Below are 19,058 nucleotides of genomic sequence, written 5' to 3' on the forward strand. Positions count from 1 at the left end.
CAAAACATCTTTTTTAGAAAAACGCTGAATTAATTACTGAGGTTGCTATGTCTATTCTGGTTAAAAATAACATTCATTGGGTTGGCCAACGTGACTGGGAAGTTCGTGATTTCCACGGGACTGAATACAAAACGCTGCGCGGCAGCAGCTACAACAGCTATCTCATCCGTGAAGAAAAAAATGTCCTGATCGATACAGTAGACCACAAGTTTAGCCGTGAATTCGTGCAGAACCTGCGCAGTGAAATTGACCTCGCGGATATCGACTACATCATCATTAACCACGCGGAAGAAGACCATGCAGGGGCGCTGACTGAGCTGATGTCCTGCATCCCGGACACGCCGATTTACTGCACAGCCAACGCCATTGACTCCATCAACGGGCATCACCATCACCCGGAGTGGAACTTTAACGTGGTGAAAACCGGTGATTCACTGGACATTGGTAACGGCAAACAGCTGATCTTCGTTGAAACGCCAATGCTGCACTGGCCTGACAGCATGATGACCTACATGACCGGCGACGCGGTGCTGTTCAGTAATGACGCCTTCGGCCAGCACTACTGCGACGAACGTCTGTTTAACGACGAAGTTGACCAGACCGAACTGTTCGAACAGTGCCAGCGTTACTACGCCAACATTCTGACGCCGTTCAGCCGTCTGGTTACACCGAAAATTACTGAGATCCTCGGCTTCAACCTGCCTGTCGATATGATTGCTACTTCCCACGGCGTGGTATGGCGCGACAACCCGACGCAAATCGTGGAAATGTATCTGAAATGGGCGGCGGATTATCAGGAAGACCGCATCACCATTTTCTACGACACCATGTCCAACAACACCCGCATGATGGCGGACGCCATAGCCCAGGGCATCAACGAAGTTGACCCGAACGTGGCAGTGAAAATCTTTAACGTCGCCCGTAGCGATAAGAACGAAGTTCTGACTAACGTCTTCCGCTCTAAAGGCGTGCTGGTCGGTACTTCGACGATGAACAACGTAATGATGCCAAAAATCGCCGGTTTGGTGGAAGAGATGACCGGCCTGCGTTTTCGTAACAAACGCGCCAGCGCCTTTGGCTCACACGGCTGGAGCGGCGGCGCAGTAGACCGTTTGTCTACGCGTTTGCAGGATGCTGGTTTCGAAATGTCGCTGAGCCTGAAGGCGAAATGGCGTCCGGACCTGGATGCACTGGAACTATGCCGCCAGCACGGCCGTGAAATCGCGCGTCAGTGGGCGCTTGCGCCACTGCCGGAAACAACCGTGAAAGCCGCATCCAAAGAAGAAGAATGCGCTTGCGCCGCTGCGGCTGCCGCCGATCTTGGCCCTAGCATGCAGTGCAGCGTGTGCCAGTGGATTTACGATCCGGCAAAAGGTGAACCGCTGCAGGATGTCGCGCCGGGAACACCGTGGAGCGACGTGCCGGATAACTTCCTGTGTCCAGAATGTTCATTAGGTAAAGACGTCTTCGACGTCCTGGCAACGGAGGCAAAATGAGCCGCGGAATTGTCATTATTGGTTCGGGCTTCGCCGCCCGCCAGTTAGTCAAAAATATCCGTAAGCAGGATGCAAATGTCCCGCTGACCCTGATTGCTGCGGACAGCATGGATGAGTACAACAAGCCCGATCTCAGCCATGTTATCAGTCAGTCACAGCGTGCAGACGACCTCACCCGCCAGTCGGCGGGGGAGTTTGCCGAACAGTTTAATTTGCGCCTGTTCCCGCACACCTGGGTAACCGACATCGATGCTGATGCCCACGTAGTGAAAAGCCAGGATCAGCAGTGGCAGTACGACAAACTGGTGCTGGCGACGGGCGCTTCAGCCTTTGTACCGCCGGTTACCGGACGTGAGTTAATGCTCACGTTGAACAGCCAACAAGAGTATCGCGCTTGTGAAACGCAGCTGCGTGATGCCCAGCGGGTACTGATTGTCGGCGGCGGCTTGATTGGCAGTGAACTGGCGATGGATTTCTGTCGTGCCGGTAAAGCGGTAACGCTTATCGACAACGCCGCCAGCATTCTGGCTTCGCTGATGCCGCCGGAAGTCAGCAGTCGCTTACAGCATCGTCTGACCGATATGGGCGTACACCTGCTGTTGAAATCACAGCTTCAGGGGCTGGAGAAAACGGCGTCAGGTATTCGTGCCACGCTCGATCGTAGCCGCAGCGTAGAAGTCGATGCGGTGATCGCCGCCACCGGCTTACGCCCGGAGACCGCACTGGCGCGTCGTGCCGGATTGAACATCAATCGTGGCGTCTGCGTCGATAGCTACCTGCAAACCAGCCACCCGGACATTTATGCTCTCGGCGACTGTGCGGAGATTAACGGTCAGGTGCTCCCGTTCCTGCAGCCGATTCAGCTGAGCGCCATGTATCTGGCGAAAAACCTGCTCGGCGGCAATGCGCCATTGAAACTGCCAGCCATGCTGGTAAAAGTCAAAACGCCAGAACTGCCTCTGCATTTGGCCGGGGAAACCCAGCGCCGGGATCTAAACTGGCACATCGCCGCCGAAGCGCAGGGGATGGTCGCCAGAGGGATGAACGACGAAGGCCAGCTGTGTGCGTTTGTCGTCAGTGAAGACCGCATGAAAGAGGCCTTTGCGCTGCTGAAAACGTTGCCTGTGTAAGTCTGGGATGCCGGATGGTGCCGCTTCGCGTCTTATCCGGCCTGCGACTTTGCCCGGCAACGCTGCTACTGATTTATTAACCTCACGCACATGGATGTGCGTTGCCACTTGTCGGTATGCCCCGACATGTTTTTCTTGCCCCGCCAGTCCCGGGGCTTTTTTTATTTTTGCGCCAACGCTCGCGCCGCGGCAATCACGCCCTGCCCCAATGACAACCCGCCGTCGCCCGCCGGTAAACGCTGCGGGAACAGTAAGGTAAAATCACGCAGATAAAACGCCAGACGGGCCGACAATAAGCGGTTATGCATCACGCCACCGCTAAATACTAACGTCTTAATCCCGCGCGCTTCGGCCTGCATTCGCATCAGAGTGGCAAACCCACGCGCCAGCGCGTCGTGAAACGCCCACGCCCTTTCTGCTGGTTTGGCCTGCCAGTTCAGCCATTGCTGCCAAAAAACTGCTAAGTCCAGCTGATTGTCATCAAGCGGCACCGTGACTGGGTGATCAACGCCATCACATTGCGATGCCATCGCCTCAAGCGCACAGGCCGCTTCACCTTCATAACTCAATGATTCCGGTGCACATTGCAACGCGGCGGCAACGGCATCAAACAGTCGTCCGCACGATGACGCCAGCGGAGCGTTAATTCCCCGTTCAATAGCGCGCGCCAGCACGTTCCAGTTTTGATGTTGCAGCACCGATGTTTCCGGATAACGCTGCCAGTCAGGAACAAAACGCAGGCACTGCGCGAGCAGATTACGCCACGGCTGTTTTGCCGCCAGATCGCCGCCCGCCAGCGCTACCGCCGGTAAGCCGCCAAGGTATTCGCATTCACGATAGTTAACCCGCAAACACTCTCCACCCCACAGCGCGCCGTTTTCCCCCATACCGATACCGTCTAGCGTCAGGGCAATCACATCATCGCCATTGAGCGGCCAGCCGTGCTCCGCAAGACACGCAGCGGCATGCGCATGGTGATGCAGCACCGTTTCAGTTGGCAGCTCCATTTCACTGGCCCATTGGCTGGAAACATAGCCAGGGTGTGCATCATGCACGATACGCTGCGGCGTAAAGTCATAAATGTTCTGGATCAGGCGTAGCGCATCACGCCACTGTTGCTGAATGCCGTCATCGCTGAGATCGCCCAAATGCTGGCTGATAACCGCCTGTTCACCACGGACCAGACAGAAAGTATTTTTCAGATCCGCGCCTAAGCACAGCATCGGCGGCACGTCGCGAAATCCTGGTGGTAGTGCAACCGCATCCGGCACATAACCCCGGGAACGACGCAGCATTTCCCCACTGTCACGCACCACGGAGTCATCCATCCGCTGCACAATTTCGCGATTATGCAGCAGGAAACCGTCGGCAATGTCGTGTAAATCTTCCAGCGCCTGGGCGTTGGTAATGGCCGGAGGCCTGCCGCTGAGGTTGCCAGAGGTCATCACCAGCGGACAATTCATCTCTTGTAAGAGTAAATGCTGTAACGGATTCGCTGGCAGCATGACGCCAACCTCCGTTAACCCTGGCGCAATACCCTCGCTCAATGCAGCGACATAGCGTTTCTGCACCAGCACGATCGGCGCAGCAGGGGTAGTCAGCAAACGACGAGCGGGTTCAGGCAATCCCTCATCAGAGGGCAGCATCACTGCCAGAGGTTTCGTCGGACGGTGTTTGCGCAGCCTGAGTAGCGCTACGGCGTTATCATTTCGCGCATCGCACACCAGATGAAACCCACCAATGCCTTTAACCGCCACAATACCGCCTGCTTTCAGCCGCGATACCGCCGCCTGCAGCGCCACTTCTTTCTCCGCTCGCTCACCCGCACAGAACCACTCCAGATGAGGGCCGCATGCCGGACAAGCCACTGGCTGGGCGTGGAATCGACGGTCGTACGGATCGCGATACTCTTTGTCACATTGCGCGCAGAGTGGGAATGACGCCATTACGGTAAACGGACGATCGTAGGGCATCGCGCGGATAATCGTAAAACGCGGACCACAGTGGGTGCAGTTGATAAAGGGGTATCGGTAACGACGTTCGCCGGGGGTGTTCATTTCAACAAGGCATTCGGGACAGGTCGCGGCGTCCGGAACGATTTGCGTATTCATCGTACCGCCAGCACTTTGACGAATCGAGAAATCGGCAGGCTGCTGCGTCCAGGCGAATGGTTCACTCTCAACGCTGTCAATGCGCGCCAGCGGTGGGCAGTGTTGATGCAACTGCGCAATAAACTCCGCCGGATCTTCCTGTAAGCGCACAACCACACCGTCACCGTCGTTACACACATCGCCATGCAGTTGTAAGCGCTGCGCCAGTTGCCAGACGTAGGGGCGAAATCCGACGCCCTGTACTTTGCCGCGAATACGCAGCTGTACGCCGGAGTGGTTGTTTATTGTCATTAAGTCGTTCCCGCAGTCATCTATCCCGGTTTGCCTGATGGCGCTACGCTTATCAGGCCTACGTGGATACGAACAGTAGGCCGGATAAGGCAAAGCCGCCATCCGGCATAAGTACTACCGTATTTTACGCGGATTTTCAGATATCAGAACAGCAAAGATGCGGTGGAATCCAGCGCGGCGCGACGACGTTTTTCCGCGCTCAGTTGCTCAAGCTTATTGCGATCCACATATATCAGCGCGTGAGTCGGGCACACTTCCATACAGGCAGGACCGGCCTCACGATGGTGGCACAGGTCGCACTTATTGGCTTCAGCTTTTTCTGCGCGGACGTTCAGACCTGCGCCGCTGTTACGCACGACCGGACGCACGACCACTTCCATTGCGCCGTAAGGACAAGCCACAACGCAGGTTTTACAGCCAATGCAACGTTCCTGCATTACATGAACAAAACCTTTATCACGGCTGATCGCACCGTTCGGACAGACGTTAGCGCACGGCGCGTCTTCGCACTGGCGGCACAGCGTCGCCGTGGAGACATTAACGCCTTTGATGACGTGAATGCGGGGTAAAAAGGTTTCAGGGGTCAGCGATGCGCAGTCCTGGTTATCCTGATGGGATACCACGCAGGCCACTTCACAGGTACGGCAACCAATGCATTTATTGGCGTCTGCAATGATGAAACGGTTCATCAATTTCTCCAGCAATGACAGAATATCTGCCGAAGCATACACAAATCGTGCCAGAATTTAATTTACTGTTTTTAAAAGAGTTTTATTCTGAAGAACGCAAGAAGAGCGTGTCATCGTCACTAGTGACGATGACAAATGACAGCCGTCAGCGCGAAACGGCCGGCGCAACTGAGTCGCGCGCAATCAGTTCACCGGTGAAGGTCTTTGACGGCGTAAACGCCCCGTCACCTAACATAAAGATCAGGCGCCCAATCGTTTCCTGAATCATTTCTGTTACCGGAATTTTAACGCTGGAAAGCGCCGGAATAGTGTATGGCGCGAGGGCGATATCATCAAAGCCAATCACCGACACCTGTGCGGGAACGCTCACACCATGCTCGTGCAACTGCTTCATCGCGCCGATCGCCATATCGTCATTGCTGGCCACCAATGCGGTAAAATTGACCTTGCGCGAAAGCAAAGTATCCACACCCGCTGCGCCGCAGGCTGGCGTCCATTTCCCTTTAACAATCAGATCATTATTTAGCGCGATCCCATGATGTGCCAGCGCGTCTTTATAGCCTGAAAGTCGCTCCACGCCGGTTGGCGAATCCATCGAGCCGGTAATAAAACCAATCTCTTTATGCCCGGCGGCAATGAGCTGAGTAACGGCGTTAAAGCTGGTCTGCTTTTGATCGCACCATACGCTGTGGCTACTGTTTTTCCGCAGGCGTCGATTAAGCACCATAATCGGCTGGCTGTGGGCATCGATGATGTCATCTATCTCATCCACGCTGAGAAAACGCGGATATATCATAATCGCGTCACAGCGCAGGTCGAGCAGGTACTGGATCGCCTGGCGCTCTTCCTCAGCGCTATGCTTACCGTCAGCCAGTAACAGCTGGCGCCCTTTATCTTCCGCCATCCGCGCGGTATGAAACAGCAGTTCGCTGAAATAGACGCCGTGATAAAGGGTGTTTGTTACCACCAGACCCAGTGTCTGCGTGGTTTTCGCCGCGAGACTGCGCGCCAGCAAATTTGGGCGGTAACCACTCTCTTCAATGGCCTGAAACACGCGGTCTTTGGTTTCCTGGCTGACATAGCCGTTTCCGGAAAGCACCCGGGAAACCGTCGCTTTCGACACTCCGGCACGCTTCGCCACCTCCAGCATCGTGGTCATATTACTCATCCCTTTTCTCTCAATGTGACGCAGTGTACTGCACCGTTTTGCCGCTGTCCTTGCTGCTAAATCGCAGACGCTGACATCTGGTGATCGGGGTCACAATTACAAAAACTGATCAAAATTAAATCTTGATCAGTTAATACAATTTAAACATGATTTTGTGGAACCGGTTTCCTATCTGCGTTTCATCAACCCAGAAAAGCGATCCACGTAAACGGATAAAAAATAACGTACTCTACTGATAAAACAGGATTAAATCCGATGTCCAAGAATTATGCAGCGCTGGCGCGCTCCGTTGTGACGGCTCTGGGAGGCGTCGACAACATCACAGCAGTGACCCACTGTATGACCCGTTTGCGTTTCGTTATTAAAGATGACTCGCAGGTCGACAGCGCGACGCTGAAAACCCTCACTGGCGTGCTGGGCGTGGTGCGCAACGAGAACCAATGTCAGGTGATTATCGGCAACACCGTTTCGCAGGCGTATCGTGAAGTGGTCAGCCTGTTGCCTGCCAACATGCAGCCTGCTGAGCCGCAAATCAAACCCCGACTGACGCTGAAGCGGATTGGCGCGGGGATCCTTGATGCGCTGATCGGCACAATGTCGCCGTTGATCCCGGCGATTATCGGCGGATCAATGCTCAAGCTGCTGGCGATGGTTCTGGAAATGACCGGCGTGCTGGTGAAAGGATCGTCCACGCTCACCATTCTGACCGTCATTGGCGACGGTGCATTCTTCTTCCTGCCGCTGATGGTCGCCGCGTCGGCCGCTATCAAATTCAAAACCAACATGTCGCTGGCTATCGCCATCGCGGGCGTACTGGTGCATCCCAGCTTTATCGACCTGATGGCGAAGGCCGCGCAGGGTGAGCACGTTGAGTTTGCCCTGATCCCAGTGACGGCGGTGAAATACACCTACACAGTGATCCCGGCGCTGGTCATGACCTGGTGCTTGTCATACATCGAACGTTGGGTCGATCGTATAACTCCGGCGGTGACCAAAAACTTCCTCAAACCGATGCTGATCGTGCTGATCGCCGCCCCGCTCGCCATCGTCATCATTGGCCCGATCGGTATCTGGATCGGTAGCGCGATTTCAGCGCTGGTCTATACCATCCACGGCTATCTCGGCTGGCTGTCAGTGGCCATTATGGGCGCGCTGTGGCCGCTGCTGGTAATGACCGGTATGCACCGTGTCTTTACGCCAACCATTATTCAGACCATTGCCGAAACCGGAAAAGAAGGCATGGTGATGCCATCGGAAATTGGCGCCAATTTGTCGTTAGGTGGTTCATCGCTGGCAGTGGCATGGAAAACCAAAAACCCGGAGCTGCGCCAGACGGCGTTGGCGGCCGCCGCCTCAGCCATCATGGCGGGCATTTCCGAACCCGCGCTGTATGGCGTGGCAATCCGCCTGAAACGTCCGCTGATTGCGAGCCTTATCAGCGGTTTTATCTGCGGTGCTGTTGCTGGAATGGCCGGGCTTGCAAGCCACTCCATGGCGGCTCCAGGTCTGTTCACCAGCGTCCAGTTTTTCGATCCGGCCAATCCGATGACCATCGTTTGGGTATTTGGCGTAATGGCGCTGGCGGTAGTGCTTTCTTTTGTACTAACGCTGATTCTCGGCTTTGAAGATATTCCTGTCGAAGATGCAGCCGCGCAGGCCAGAAAAAACCAGGCCGCACAACCGGGCAATATCAATGGAGCCAGCATTTGACTGGTACGAACTGAGGTTAATTATGTCTGTTTTTCCGCAAGGATTTTTATGGGGCGGCGCACTGGCCGCCAACCAATCTGAAGGGGCATACCGGGAAGGCGGCAAAGGGCTGACTACCGTCGATATGATCCCCCACGGCACACACCGCATGCCCGTCAAACTGGGTCAGGAAAAGCGCTTTACGCTGCGGGATGACGAATTTTATCCCAGCCATCAGGCGATCGACTTTTATCATCGCTATAAAGAAGATATCGCGCTAATGGCGGAAATGGGGTTTACGGTTTTTCGTACTTCCATTGCCTGGAGCCGCCTCTACCCTAACGGCGACGAGCTGACGCCGAATGAAGACGGAATCGCGTTTTATCGGGCCGTGTTTGCCGAGTGTAAAAAATACGGTATTGAGCCATTAGTCACGCTGTGTCACTTCGATGTGCCTATGCATCTGGTCACCGAGTACGGCTCCTGGCGTAACCGCAAAATGGTGGAGTTCTTTACCCGCTACGCCCGTACCTGCTTCGAGGCCTTTGACGGTCTGGTGAAGTACTGGCTGACGTTCAACGAAATCAACATCATGCTGCACAGCCCCTTTTCAGGCGCCGGGCTGGTATTTGAAGAAGGTGAAAATCAGGATCAGGTGAAATATCAGTCCGCTCACCACGAACTGATAGCCAGCGCCCTGGCGACTAAAATAGCCCATGAAATTAATCCGCAAAACCAGGTCGGTTGTATGCTGGCTGGCGGTAATTTTTATCCTTACTCGTGTAAGCCGGAAGATGTGTGGACCGCACTGGAAAAAGACCGTGAAAACCTGTTCTTCATTGATGTGCAGGCGCGCGGGGCCTACCCGGCATACTCTGCCCGCGTTTTTCGCGAAAAAGGCGTGGTAATCGAAAAAGCCCCGGAAGATGACGACATCCTGAAAAATACCGTCGATTTCGTCTCTTTCAGCTATTACGCATCGCGCTGCGCCTCCGCTGAAATGAACACGGGCAATACCAGCGCTGCCAACGTGGTGAAGTCGCTGCGTAATCCGTACATTGCCGCCAGTGAATGGGGCTGGGGAATCGATCCGCTCGGCCTGCGCATCACCATGAATATGATGTATGACCGCTACCAGAAACCGCTGTTTCTGGTGGAAAACGGGCTGGGAGCGAAAGATGAAATCGATGCTAACGGTGAGATCAATGACGACTATCGCATCAGCTATTTACGCGAACATATTCGCGCCATGGCAGACGCGATTGAAGATGGCGTGCCGCTGATGGGTTACACCACCTGGGGCTGTATCGATCTGGTTTCAGCCTCAACCGGTGAGATGAGCAAACGCTACGGTTTTGTATATGTGGACCGCGATGACGCGGGCAACGGCACGCTGGCACGTACACGCAAGAAATCATTCTGGTGGTACAAAAAAGTCATCGCCAGTAACGGTGCCGATCTGGCATGACGGATCTGCCGGAGGGGGTTACAGCCTTCCGGCAGAAGTACATATTTTCATTTCATTTATTACATTCCGGATGTGGAATCGTCCTTCCAGTTTCAGGTTTGCCCTCCCCCTTTTTTACTGGCATTTTATTCAGTAGTTTTTAATCCTGGCCGTTCACCACAAGGAAGCGTGCATGTTTGATAAAAAGGGCAAAACAGCGGTGGCAATCACCAAACCGGTACGTCGCTTGAAAGTCAGCTATGTCAGAAAACGCCATGAAGATCCAAAAACGGGTTATACGCGACGAATCAGTCGTCACGCCTCACTCACGCTGAACGGCGACTGGCTGGAACAAGCTGGATTTCCGACCGGTACGGCAGTGAATGTATCAGTGATGCAGGGGAAATTAATTATTGAGCAGGCAATTGAATGACGAGGATACACTGGGAAAACAGGCCGGATGTCGTTCACATCCGGCACTGATACGGTTTACTCTTCTGGTGCTTCCAGCTCGGAGAATCCGCCGTGTCCTTCCCAACCGGCTAATCGTTGATAGACGGTATCAACCGCATCTTTGATCGGCTGTGTCATCGGGTAGTAAAAACCGACGATGTCCGGTTGAATGCCGAGGAAAATTACCTCACCAACATCGTCTTTCAACTGATCTACCAGGTAGTTCAGCGGCATGTTGTGGGTGGTCATCATGAACATCTCGGCAATGTCATCAGGATCGATAATGCGGATTTCACCGGGGTTCAGCCCCATATCGGTGGCATCAACAATCAACAAACGTTGCGGACGCAGTTCACGGATGGCGACAATATCGTTCTCCGGCGCGCTACCGCCGTCGATGACAACCCAGTTGCCTTGAGGATTTGCAGCACACATTTCAGCCAGCAGCGGGCCCGCGCCGTCATCGCCCATCATGCTGTTACCCACACATAATAAAACGTCAGTCACGGTGTCTCCTCACCATCAGATAGATGGCGCTTTCCTGGTGTATGTCGTGCAGCATGCTAAGCATCAGCTTGCTCCATTCCTGCTGCTGCGGGGTCTGCACGGCACGCGCATCATCGAACGCGCGCGCCAGCATTTGTACATGGTTGAAATCGATAACGATCTCGCCGTATTTCGGCACGCCTTCCATTTTCCGGCGGGCTTCGCTTCCCTCAGCAAGGGTAGCAATCCATGCCAAATATTCGTCCCATGGACAAGTTAACGCCGCTTCCAGGCAATCGATGATCCCAAGGTGGTGACCAATCGCCAGGCTGTAATAGACAACCTGCTGCGCCTCAGCGGGCGTCGCATCGTTCTCATCAATAAACTTACGGCTCAGTTGGCTGAACACCACCGTTTCACTCATCGGATACGCGCCTCTTCGACAACATGATTAAGATGCGTGACGATCTCGGTCAGACGCGGATCGTTTTCCGCCTCCAGCCAGCGCGCCACCTGATGCTCGCCCTGCCCTAACTGCGTCATATAGTCATCAGCAATCTGGCGGCCGTAGCGGTATCCCGCCAGACGGCGAGCCTCGCGATCCACCTTCACACGCAGCGGCTGAACCATGTCCGGATGCAGAATTTCCGCCGGCTGTTCGTCCAGTTCACCCGGCGCACGCGCGTGAATTTTTTGTTCCAGCAGTCCCAACGCCATGGCAAAGCCGTACAGCGTTGCCGCAGGCGTCGGCGGGCAACCTGGAATATACACGTCCACCGGTACGATTTTGTCCGTGCCGCCCCATACGCAGTATAAGTCGTGGAAGATACCGCCGCTGTTACCGCAGGCACCGTAAGAGATACAAATTTTCGGATCCGGCGCTGACTGCCAGGCGCGCAGTGCCGGAGAGCGCATGGCACGCGTTACCGCGCCGGTAAACAGCAGAATATCCGCATGGCGCGGCGACGGTACCACTTTGATACCAAAACGTTCGGCATCAAACAGCGGAGAAAGCGTGGCGAAAATTTCGATTTCACAGCCGTTGCAGCCGCCGCAGTCCACACGGTAAACGTACGCTGAACGCTTGATGCTTTTAAGCAGCGACGCTTTCATGCTGGCAATGGATTCATCCACCGTCATCGGTACCGGAATACCGTTGGCGTCACGTGGGCCTAATAAATTGCTCATCAGCTGGCCTCTTTCATATGGCGAGTCAGTTCAATACGGTCAGACGGCACCAGGCATTTCTGGCGCTTACAGTCCGGGCAGGTCTCAAAGCTTTCACGGTGGTTTTCCGCGCGGGTATCACCGTTGTGCTTAAGCAGCGCAATGGCGTAATCAATCTCTTTTTGCACCGCAAACGGACGGTTACATACGCGGCAATTGCACAGGCCAAAACGAGACTGCTGCAGGAAATCATCTTTCTTCCACACCGCCAGCTCATACTCCTGCGACAGCTTGATCGCCGCTGTCGGGCAGACTTCTTCGCAGCGGGCGCAGAAAATGCAGCGCCCAAGGTTGAACTGCCACGCCAGCTCATTGGTGACCAGATCGGTTTCTACCGTCAGCGCGTTCGACGGGCACGCGTTCACACAGGCCGCACAGCCGATGCACTGCTGCGGATTATGTTCCGGTTTGCCACGGAAGTTTTTATCGACCGCAATCGGCTCCAGCGGATACGACGACGTCGGCGTCCCGGTTTTGATGACTTTTTTGATAAAGGTAAACATGGCGATTCCTTATTTCAGCGGCGAGTTTTTACGCTCGATGCTGTAGCGCTCAAGTTCTTTGTACGGCACGACTTTGCTCTTCTTCTTACGCACATCAACCACGGTCATACGGTCAGTACAGGAGTAGCAAGGGTCGAGGCTACCGATAATCAGCGGGGCATCGGAAACGGTGTTGCCACGCAGCATATAGCGCAGCGTCGGCCAGTTGGCGTAAGTCGCCGCACGGCAGCGCCAGCGATACAGTTTCTGGTTGTCGCCGGTCATGCTCCAGTGGATGTCATCTCCACGCGGCGCTTCAGCAAAGCCCAGTGCGAAACGGTGAGGAATATAGGTAAAGCCTTCCACCATCAGCGGGCCGCCCGGCAGGTTATCCAGACCAAAGTCGATCATATTCAGCGCGGTGTAGACTTCATTAATACGGACTTTCAGGCGAGAAATAACGTCGCAGCCCTGCTCGCTGTGAACTTCCATCGGCAGCAGACCATAGCCGACAAACGGGTGATCGGCGCGGGTGTCACGCGCGTGGCCGCTGGCGCGAACCATCGGGCCGACGTTACTGAAGTCACGGGCAATTTCCGGCTCAAGACGACCAATACCAACGGTACGCTGTTCCATGTTCGGCGTGCTGAGCAGCATATCGACCAGTTCCTGCACGTCACGACGCATCTGCTGCGCCAGTTGACGGGTCTGGATCATATCTTCTTTCAGCAGATCACGACGGATACCGCCGATCAGGTTCAGACCGTAGGTTTTACGTGCCCCGGTGAGGATCTCAGCCATCTTCATCGACGTTTCACGTACGCGGAAGAACTGCATAAAGCCGGAGTCAAAACCGGTGAAGTGACAGGCCAGGCCGAGGTTGAGCAGGTGCGAGTGCAGACGCTCAACTTCCAGCAGAATAGCGCGGATCATCTGCGCACGTTCCGGCACCACGATGCCCATCGCATTCTCAACGGAGGTGGTATAAGCGGTGCTATGCGCAAAGCCGCAGATGCCGCACACGCGATCTGACAGGAACGTCACTTCGTTGTAACCCATGCGGGTTTCCGCCAGTTTCTCCATGCCGCGGTGGACATAGAACAGACGGTAATCGGCGTCGATAATGTTCTCGCCGTCAACGAACAGGCGGAAGTGACCGGGTTCATCGGAGGTGACGTGCAACGGGCCAATCGGCACCACGTTATTTTTCTTGTCGCCCAGTTCGTTGATGAACTCGTAGGTTTCAGCATCGGTAGTCGGTGCCGGGCGCTGACGATAATCCATGCTGTCTTTACGCAGCGGATAGAGTTCGTCCGGCCAGTCATCCGGTAACACCAGACGGCGCTCATCCGGTAAACCAACCGGAATCAAACCGTACATGTCGCGCACTTCACGCTCGCCCCAGACCGCTGCTGGAACGCGCGGCGTGACGGACGGGAACTCCAGTTTATTGGCATCGACTTCAACGCGGACGGTTATCCAGCACTTGGTGCCCTGCTCCATCGACATCACGTAATAAACGGCGTAATGACCGCACAGCTGACGTTCGTCGTTACCAAACAGCACGGATAACCAGCCGCCCTGTTTGTAGTACAGGAACTCCACCACTTCCGGCAGGTAGTTCACCTTGACGGTGATCGTCAGCTGATCTTTGGTCTGCCAGGCTTCATCCAGCACCACGCCCGGAAAGGCCTGGTGCAGCGCAGCGAGATATTGTTGACCTAATTTTTCTTCAGACATGCTCAAACTCTCTTAAATCACGCCACCAGCAAGGAGACGAACGCTAAAAACGCAAACCCAAAACCGGCCCAGGTCACGCGTGAAGTGGCGCAAAAACGCAGACGCGCCATGCTGTTTTCGAACAGGGCGATGACCAGCACGCCGAGGACCAGCTTGACGACGGCAATCACCAGCGCCAGCAGCAGTCCACCGGCGGTGAAGGTTTCCATCTGTCCCCACGGCAGGAACACGCCAACGAACATTTGCAGAACGACCAGCTGTTTGAGGCTAATGCCCCACTTCAGCACGGCAAAACCGCTGCCGCTGTATTCAGTCAATGGACCTTCCTGCAGCTCCTGCTCTGCTTCCGCCAGATCGAACGGCAGTTTGCCCATTTCGATAAAGGTGGCGAAAGCACAGGCGCACAGTGCCAGAATCAGCGGGATGCTGCGCGCAGCAGGCCAGTGGTAAATGGTATCGGCGATATTGCTGATATGGGTTGAACCCGCAACCTGTGCCGCTACCCAAAGCCCCAGCAGCAGGATAGGTTCAACCAGCACGCCGAGCATCGCTTCACGGCTGGCGCCAATGGCGGTAAACGGGCTACCGGTATCCAGTCCCGCGATAGAGAAGAAGAAACGGGCGATGGCGAACAGGTAAATTAAGGTGATCAGATCGCCCAGTTGTGGCAGCGGCGAGCCAACGGTCACTACCGGCAACGCAGTGGCGATAGTCAGCATCACGCCCACCATCACAAACGGCGTCAGGCGGAAAACCCAGCTGGAATCCGCAGGCGCAATGCTCTGACGGCCCAGCAGTTTGATAATGTCGCGGTATTCCTGCAAAACGCCCGGACCGCGGCGATTGTGCAAACGCGCACGCGCCACGCGGGTAACACCGGACAGCAGCGGCGCAACGGCAAACAGCACCAGCGCCTGAATTAACGGATATAAAACACTCATTCTCAGGCTCCTCGTGAAACCACAATCACCACCAGCACCGCCAGCTCAATCAGCGCCAGGCGACGGAACAGCACCGGTGCAGCCGCATTCTGCCAGCCCGGAACCAGTGATACCGGGTTCAGCCATTTACGCAGTTTGAGTACCGGGGCAAAGGCTTCTTTCACCGGCATAGCAAAACCGTGCGCGGTAATCACCATTGACTGCTCGTGATCGTAACCACACACCCATGCCGCACCGCGTGAACGCGACGGCAGACGGTTGCCTTTGAAAATGGCCATGATGATGAACGGCAGCAGCGGACACGCGATCAGCAGCAGCGTGATCATTGGCTGAGAAACGGTGGTGTTCGCGGTTTCCAACGGCAGCGGAACGGCAGAGGAGATCATCGGCAGCAGCCACGGCGCAGCAACGCCGCCAATCACGCAGCAGATAGCCAGCGCGACGACGCTCACTCCCATCAGGATTGGCGCGCAGCAGGCATTTTCAGCTTCCTTCGTGCGCGGTGTGCCAAGGAACGTAACGCCATAGACTTTCGCCATACACATCACCGCCAGCGCGCCGGTAATTGCCAGCCCTACCGCCAGCAACGGTCCTAACAGGCTACCGACAAACGCGCCGCTGTTGCCAAGCTTAAAGAAGGATTGGTAGATAATCCACTCACCGGCAAAACCGTTCAGCGGCGGCAGTGCGGCCATCGCCATCAGACCAACCAGCATCGCCAGCGAGATAACCGGCATACGTTTACCGATACCGCCCAGTTTTTCGATATCACGATGACCGGTACGGTACCAGATGCTGCCAGCCCCCAGGAACAGAACGCTTTTGAACAGGCTGTGGTTTACCAGGTGGTACAGACCGCCGGTCAAACCCAGCGCGATCAGCGCCGGTTGATTCAGGGAAATTCCGGTCACGCCAGCGCCCAGACCCAGCAGAATAATGCCGATGTTTTCCAGCGTGTGGTACGCCAGCAGGCGCTGGATATTGTGTTCCATCAGCGCATACAGACCACCAACAAACGCGGTGATCATGCCCAGCACCAGCAGCGTAATCCCCCACCACAGCGGCGCGTTACCGCCCAGCAGCGACAGGGAGAGAATACCCAGCAGACCAACCTTCATGACGACGGTAGAGAACAGCGCCGCAGCCGGTGCGCTGGCATTGGCGTGTGCCTGTGGCACCCAACCGTGCAGTGGAATAATCCCGGCCAGCAGGCCAAAACCTGCCACGCCCAGCAGCCAGATGTCAGACCCGAGCGGCAGCTCCTGGGTGCGCAGGTCTAGCAGACGCAGCTCCAGAGTGCCGTAACGTTGCCACACCAGGTAGCAGGCGACCGCCAGCAGCAGCGTACCAATACGCCCCAGCGCAAACCACAGTTTGCCTTCTTTACTGCATCCGGTGAGGAACACGGCACACAGCGCCATGATTTCCGCCATCACCACCAGCGTACCGAGGTTACTGGCAACCACCGCACATACCGCCGCGGCCATCAGCAGATTCACCAGCAGGCCGTTAGCTTTCACCTGCGGATGACGATGCCAGTCAATGTTGTACAGGCTGACAAACAGGCCGCACAGGCCCAGTGTAATCAGCCAGATAGCATTCAGCGGAGTAATTTGCAGACTGTGACCAATAAACGGCATCACGCCGCTCACTGCCAGCGCATTAGTCAGAACGGTAAAACCCGCGGCTGCCGTACACAGGCTGCCGACCGCACCGCCAACCCCAGCAATCCAGCCGCTCAGCGATTTATGAAATGAAAACAGAAATGCCAGAACCGCAGCCGCTGTAAACCAGGCCACGCCGCTGTTAATCAGTGAAATTGCGCTCATTTTGCATCCCCACTCTGAGCCTGCTGAAACAAGGTGAGATCGCCGAAATCGGTATTGAAAGTCAGCTCACGCTTACGTTTGCTGGCGCGGGCGATATCCATGTTGCTCACCAAGTGCAGGGCTTTGGTCGGACACATGCGCACGCAGGCCGGACCTTGCTCGTCAAAACTACACAGATCGCATTTCACCGCGATGGCACGAACGCCAGGAACCCAGTCCAACAGCGAACTCACGCGAGCAGGCGCTGGCGGAGCCGGAGGCGCTTTTGGCGTATTGGCGTTTGCCGGAATGTGTAGCGGACGGCTACCGGAAAACTCTATCGCGCCAAACGGACAAGCGATCCCGCACAGTTTGCAGCTTACGCACAGGCTTTCGTTCAGCTGTACGGCGCCATCAACGCGGTTAATGGCATTAACCGGACACACGGTGGCGCAAGGTGCATCTTCACACTGGTGGCAAAGCTGCGGCGCGGATTCTTTTTCATTTAACATCACTTTCAGGCGCGGCATTGACTGCAGGCCATGCTGGCGATGTGTCTCTGAGCAGGCGGCTTCACAGGTGTGGCAGCCAATACAAAGAGTGGAGTCAGCAATTACAAAACGATTCACCAGGCATTCCTCAGGTGATAGTCATTTTTGACGAAAACATGTCTACCAAATGTCATTTCGACATTTTTCGACATGCCCATTCCCTAAAACGTCGTGACGCAGTATGTAGACCGCACCATGACAAAGTGGGCAGTACCCGAGGCTTAAGCCGGGCTGTGTCCCTCAACCAGCTGGCTTAAATTCACCGGCATATTGTTCTCAACCGCGGTGTACAGGCTGTCGTAGACGGTGGCGATTTTTTCGAGATAGTGCTCCAGCACCTGCTCGCGATCGCGGTTGCTAATACGCTCATCGACCTTACCGTCGATAGTCAATTCTGCCTGTGCAATCAGCTGCTTATCATCACCGTCTTTCGTTTCGACGTAGTATTCGATGGTATGGCTGTTAAAGCCGTCCGCCAGCGTGACGTAGATAGTGAAGTGTTCAAAAAGGACGAAGCAGAGATCCTTGTCCGGTGCGCAGCTCATCGCATGATGCAAACGCGCTTTTGACAGGGTGATCCCCTGAACCAGCGAGTTGCAGTAAATACGCCACTGGTCCTGTAGGCGACGATGCCGTTCAGCGATGTAATCGGCTTTTTCGCTTATTTCCCAAATAGTCATGTCAGGTTACCCGTTTAGCAGAGATGAACAGCCTTAAGCACATTTCATGCCAAAATTAAATCACTTAATTTTCATATAGATAAAAAATCAAAGGCGGGTGACGACATGTCATTTCGTCATCGTCGTCATTGTCACGAATGAAAAAAATCAACCTGGCATGATTATTGCTTTTACTACGGCAACTTCACAGGAGGCGGTATGCACGAAATAACCCTCTGCCAACGGGCACTGGAATTGATTGAACAACAGGCCACGCAACACGGTGCTAAGCGAGTAACTGGGGTCTGGCTCAAAATTGGCGCATTTTCTTGCGTAGAAACCAGCGCTCTCTCCTTTTGTTTTGATCTGGTATGCCGCGGGACCCTTGCAGAAGGTTGTAAACTCCACCTCGAAGAACAAGAAGCCGAATGTTGGTGCGAATCTTGTCAGCAATACGTCACGTTACTGACGCAACGCGTGCGCCGATGTCCGCAATGCAACAGCGATATGCTGAGAATTGTGGCCGATGACGGCTTACAGATTCGACGTATTGAAATAGATGAAACTCCAGCGCCGGATGGCGACGCTTAAGCGTCTTATCCAGCCTACAGAAAGAGCTCGTTTGTAGGCCGGATAAGGCAACGTAGACATCCGGCAACAGATGTATCGCAAGTAAAAAGATCAGGAGTG

At 55.0% G+C, this 19,058-nt stretch carries 18 protein-coding genes; 6 read left to right on the forward strand and 12 right to left on the reverse strand.

Going from position 1 to position 19,058, the window contains the following annotated elements:
* The first annotated feature begins 47 nt into the window (after window positions 1-47).
* Together norV and norW are read left to right on the forward strand one after the other, a co-directional pair.
* Complete coding sequence (gene norV, locus OGY68_RS14750) at window positions 48-1,496, forward strand: anaerobic nitric oxide reductase flavorubredoxin (protein WP_008785624.1); 1,449 nt, start codon at window positions 48-50, stop codon at window positions 1,494-1,496.
* Window positions 1,493-2,626, forward strand: coding sequence for an NADH:flavorubredoxin reductase NorW (gene norW, locus OGY68_RS14755; protein WP_048215690.1), 1,134 nt, complete (start codon window positions 1,493-1,495; stop codon window positions 2,624-2,626). Before norV ends, norW begins: the two co-directional genes overlap by 4 nt.
* Window positions 2,627-2,787: 161 nt before the next feature.
* On the opposite strand, the gene hypF is transcribed toward norW, so the two are convergent.
* The 3 genes from hypF to OGY68_RS14770 form a co-directional block, all read right to left on the reverse strand.
* Complete coding sequence (gene hypF / locus OGY68_RS14760) at window positions 2,788-5,028, reverse strand: carbamoyltransferase HypF (protein ID WP_057068114.1); 2,241 nt, start codon at window positions 5,026-5,028, stop codon at window positions 2,788-2,790.
* 143 nt (window positions 5,029-5,171) lie between these two features.
* Window positions 5,172-5,717, reverse strand: a complete 546-nt coding sequence (gene hydN, locus OGY68_RS14765; protein ID WP_003037366.1) for an electron transport protein HydN — start codon at window positions 5,715-5,717, stop codon at window positions 5,172-5,174.
* A 145-nt stretch (window positions 5,718-5,862) separates the two neighbouring features.
* Entirely contained in the window at window positions 5,863-6,876 is a 1,014-nt protein-coding gene (locus OGY68_RS14770; RefSeq protein ID WP_057068112.1) for a LacI family DNA-binding transcriptional regulator, read from the reverse strand.
* A 264-nt stretch (window positions 6,877-7,140) separates the two neighbouring features.
* Here OGY68_RS14770 and ascF point away from each other — a divergent pair, with 264 nt between their 5' ends.
* The 3 genes from ascF (at window position 7,141) to OGY68_RS14785 (ending at window position 10,454) form a co-directional block, all read left to right on the forward strand.
* Window positions 7,141-8,595, forward strand: a complete 1,455-nt coding sequence (gene ascF, locus OGY68_RS14775; protein ID WP_032944740.1) for a PTS cellobiose/arbutin/salicin transporter subunit IIBC — start codon at window positions 7,141-7,143, stop codon at window positions 8,593-8,595.
* A 22-nt stretch (window positions 8,596-8,617) separates the two neighbouring features.
* Window positions 8,618-10,042, forward strand: a complete 1,425-nt coding sequence (locus OGY68_RS14780; RefSeq protein ID WP_032945485.1) for a 6-phospho-beta-glucosidase — start codon at window positions 8,618-8,620, stop codon at window positions 10,040-10,042.
* Window positions 10,043-10,214: 172 nt separating this feature from the next.
* Window positions 10,215-10,454, forward strand: coding sequence for a SymE family type I addiction module toxin (locus OGY68_RS14785; protein WP_008785630.1), 240 nt, complete (start codon window positions 10,215-10,217; stop codon window positions 10,452-10,454).
* 56 nt (window positions 10,455-10,510) lie between these two features.
* On the opposite strand, the gene hycI is transcribed toward OGY68_RS14785, so the two are convergent.
* The 9 genes from hycI to hycA form a co-directional block, all read right to left on the reverse strand.
* Window positions 10,511-10,981, reverse strand: a complete 471-nt coding sequence (gene hycI, locus OGY68_RS14790; protein WP_003037382.1) for a hydrogenase maturation peptidase HycI — start codon at window positions 10,979-10,981, stop codon at window positions 10,511-10,513.
* Entirely contained in the window at window positions 10,974-11,384 is a 411-nt protein-coding gene (locus OGY68_RS14795) for a formate hydrogenlyase maturation HycH family protein (protein ID WP_003037385.1), read from the reverse strand. The genes hycI and OGY68_RS14795 overlap by 8 nt, the downstream gene beginning before the upstream one ends.
* Complete coding sequence (gene hycG, locus OGY68_RS14800; RefSeq protein ID WP_003037388.1) at window positions 11,381-12,148, reverse strand: formate hydrogenlyase subunit HycG; 768 nt, start codon at window positions 12,146-12,148, stop codon at window positions 11,381-11,383. The genes OGY68_RS14795 and hycG overlap by 4 nt, the downstream gene beginning before the upstream one ends.
* Window positions 12,148-12,690 carry a formate hydrogenlyase complex iron-sulfur subunit gene (locus OGY68_RS14805; protein ID WP_057068110.1) on the reverse strand — a complete coding sequence of 181 codons (543 nt, stop codon included), beginning with the start codon at window positions 12,688-12,690 and terminating at the stop codon, window positions 12,148-12,150. Before OGY68_RS14805 ends, hycG begins: the two co-directional genes overlap by 1 nt.
* A gap of 9 nt (window positions 12,691-12,699) precedes the next feature.
* Window positions 12,700-14,409, reverse strand: coding sequence for a formate hydrogenlyase subunit HycE (gene hycE, locus OGY68_RS14810; protein WP_057068107.1), 1,710 nt, complete (start codon window positions 14,407-14,409; stop codon window positions 12,700-12,702).
* A gap of 17 nt (window positions 14,410-14,426) precedes the next feature.
* The gene (locus OGY68_RS14815; protein WP_003825914.1) at window positions 14,427-15,350 is read right to left on the reverse strand and encodes a respiratory chain complex I subunit 1 family protein; all 924 of its coding nucleotides are present in this window, start codon (window positions 15,348-15,350) and stop codon (window positions 14,427-14,429) included.
* Between the two features lie 2 nt (window positions 15,351-15,352).
* On the reverse strand, window positions 15,353-17,179 hold the full coding sequence (hycC, locus tag OGY68_RS14820) for a formate hydrogenlyase subunit 3 (protein ID WP_057068106.1): 1,827 nt from the start codon (window positions 17,177-17,179) through the stop codon (window positions 15,353-15,355).
* A complete protein-coding gene (gene hycB / locus OGY68_RS14825) occupies window positions 17,176-17,787 on the reverse strand; it encodes a formate hydrogenlyase subunit HycB (protein WP_003825909.1) in 612 nt (203 codons plus the stop codon). The genes hycC and hycB overlap by 4 nt, the downstream gene beginning before the upstream one ends.
* Window positions 17,788-17,930: 143 nt before the next feature.
* Window positions 17,931-18,389 (reverse strand): formate hydrogenlyase regulator HycA, encoded by a 459-nt coding sequence (gene hycA, locus OGY68_RS14830; protein ID WP_008785633.1) that lies wholly within the window; start codon window positions 18,387-18,389, stop codon window positions 17,931-17,933.
* Between the two features lie 198 nt (window positions 18,390-18,587).
* Between hycA and hypA the strand changes: the two genes are divergently transcribed.
* The gene (hypA, locus tag OGY68_RS14835) at window positions 18,588-18,959 is read left to right on the forward strand and encodes a hydrogenase maturation nickel metallochaperone HypA (protein ID WP_008785634.1); all 372 of its coding nucleotides are present in this window, start codon (window positions 18,588-18,590) and stop codon (window positions 18,957-18,959) included.
* The last annotated feature ends 99 nt before the right edge of the window (window positions 18,960-19,058 follow it).

It is taken from the genome of Citrobacter sp. Cpo065 (genome assembly GCF_030332805.1).
GTDB classification, from domain to species: domain Bacteria; phylum Pseudomonadota; class Gammaproteobacteria; order Enterobacterales; family Enterobacteriaceae; genus Citrobacter; species Citrobacter portucalensis.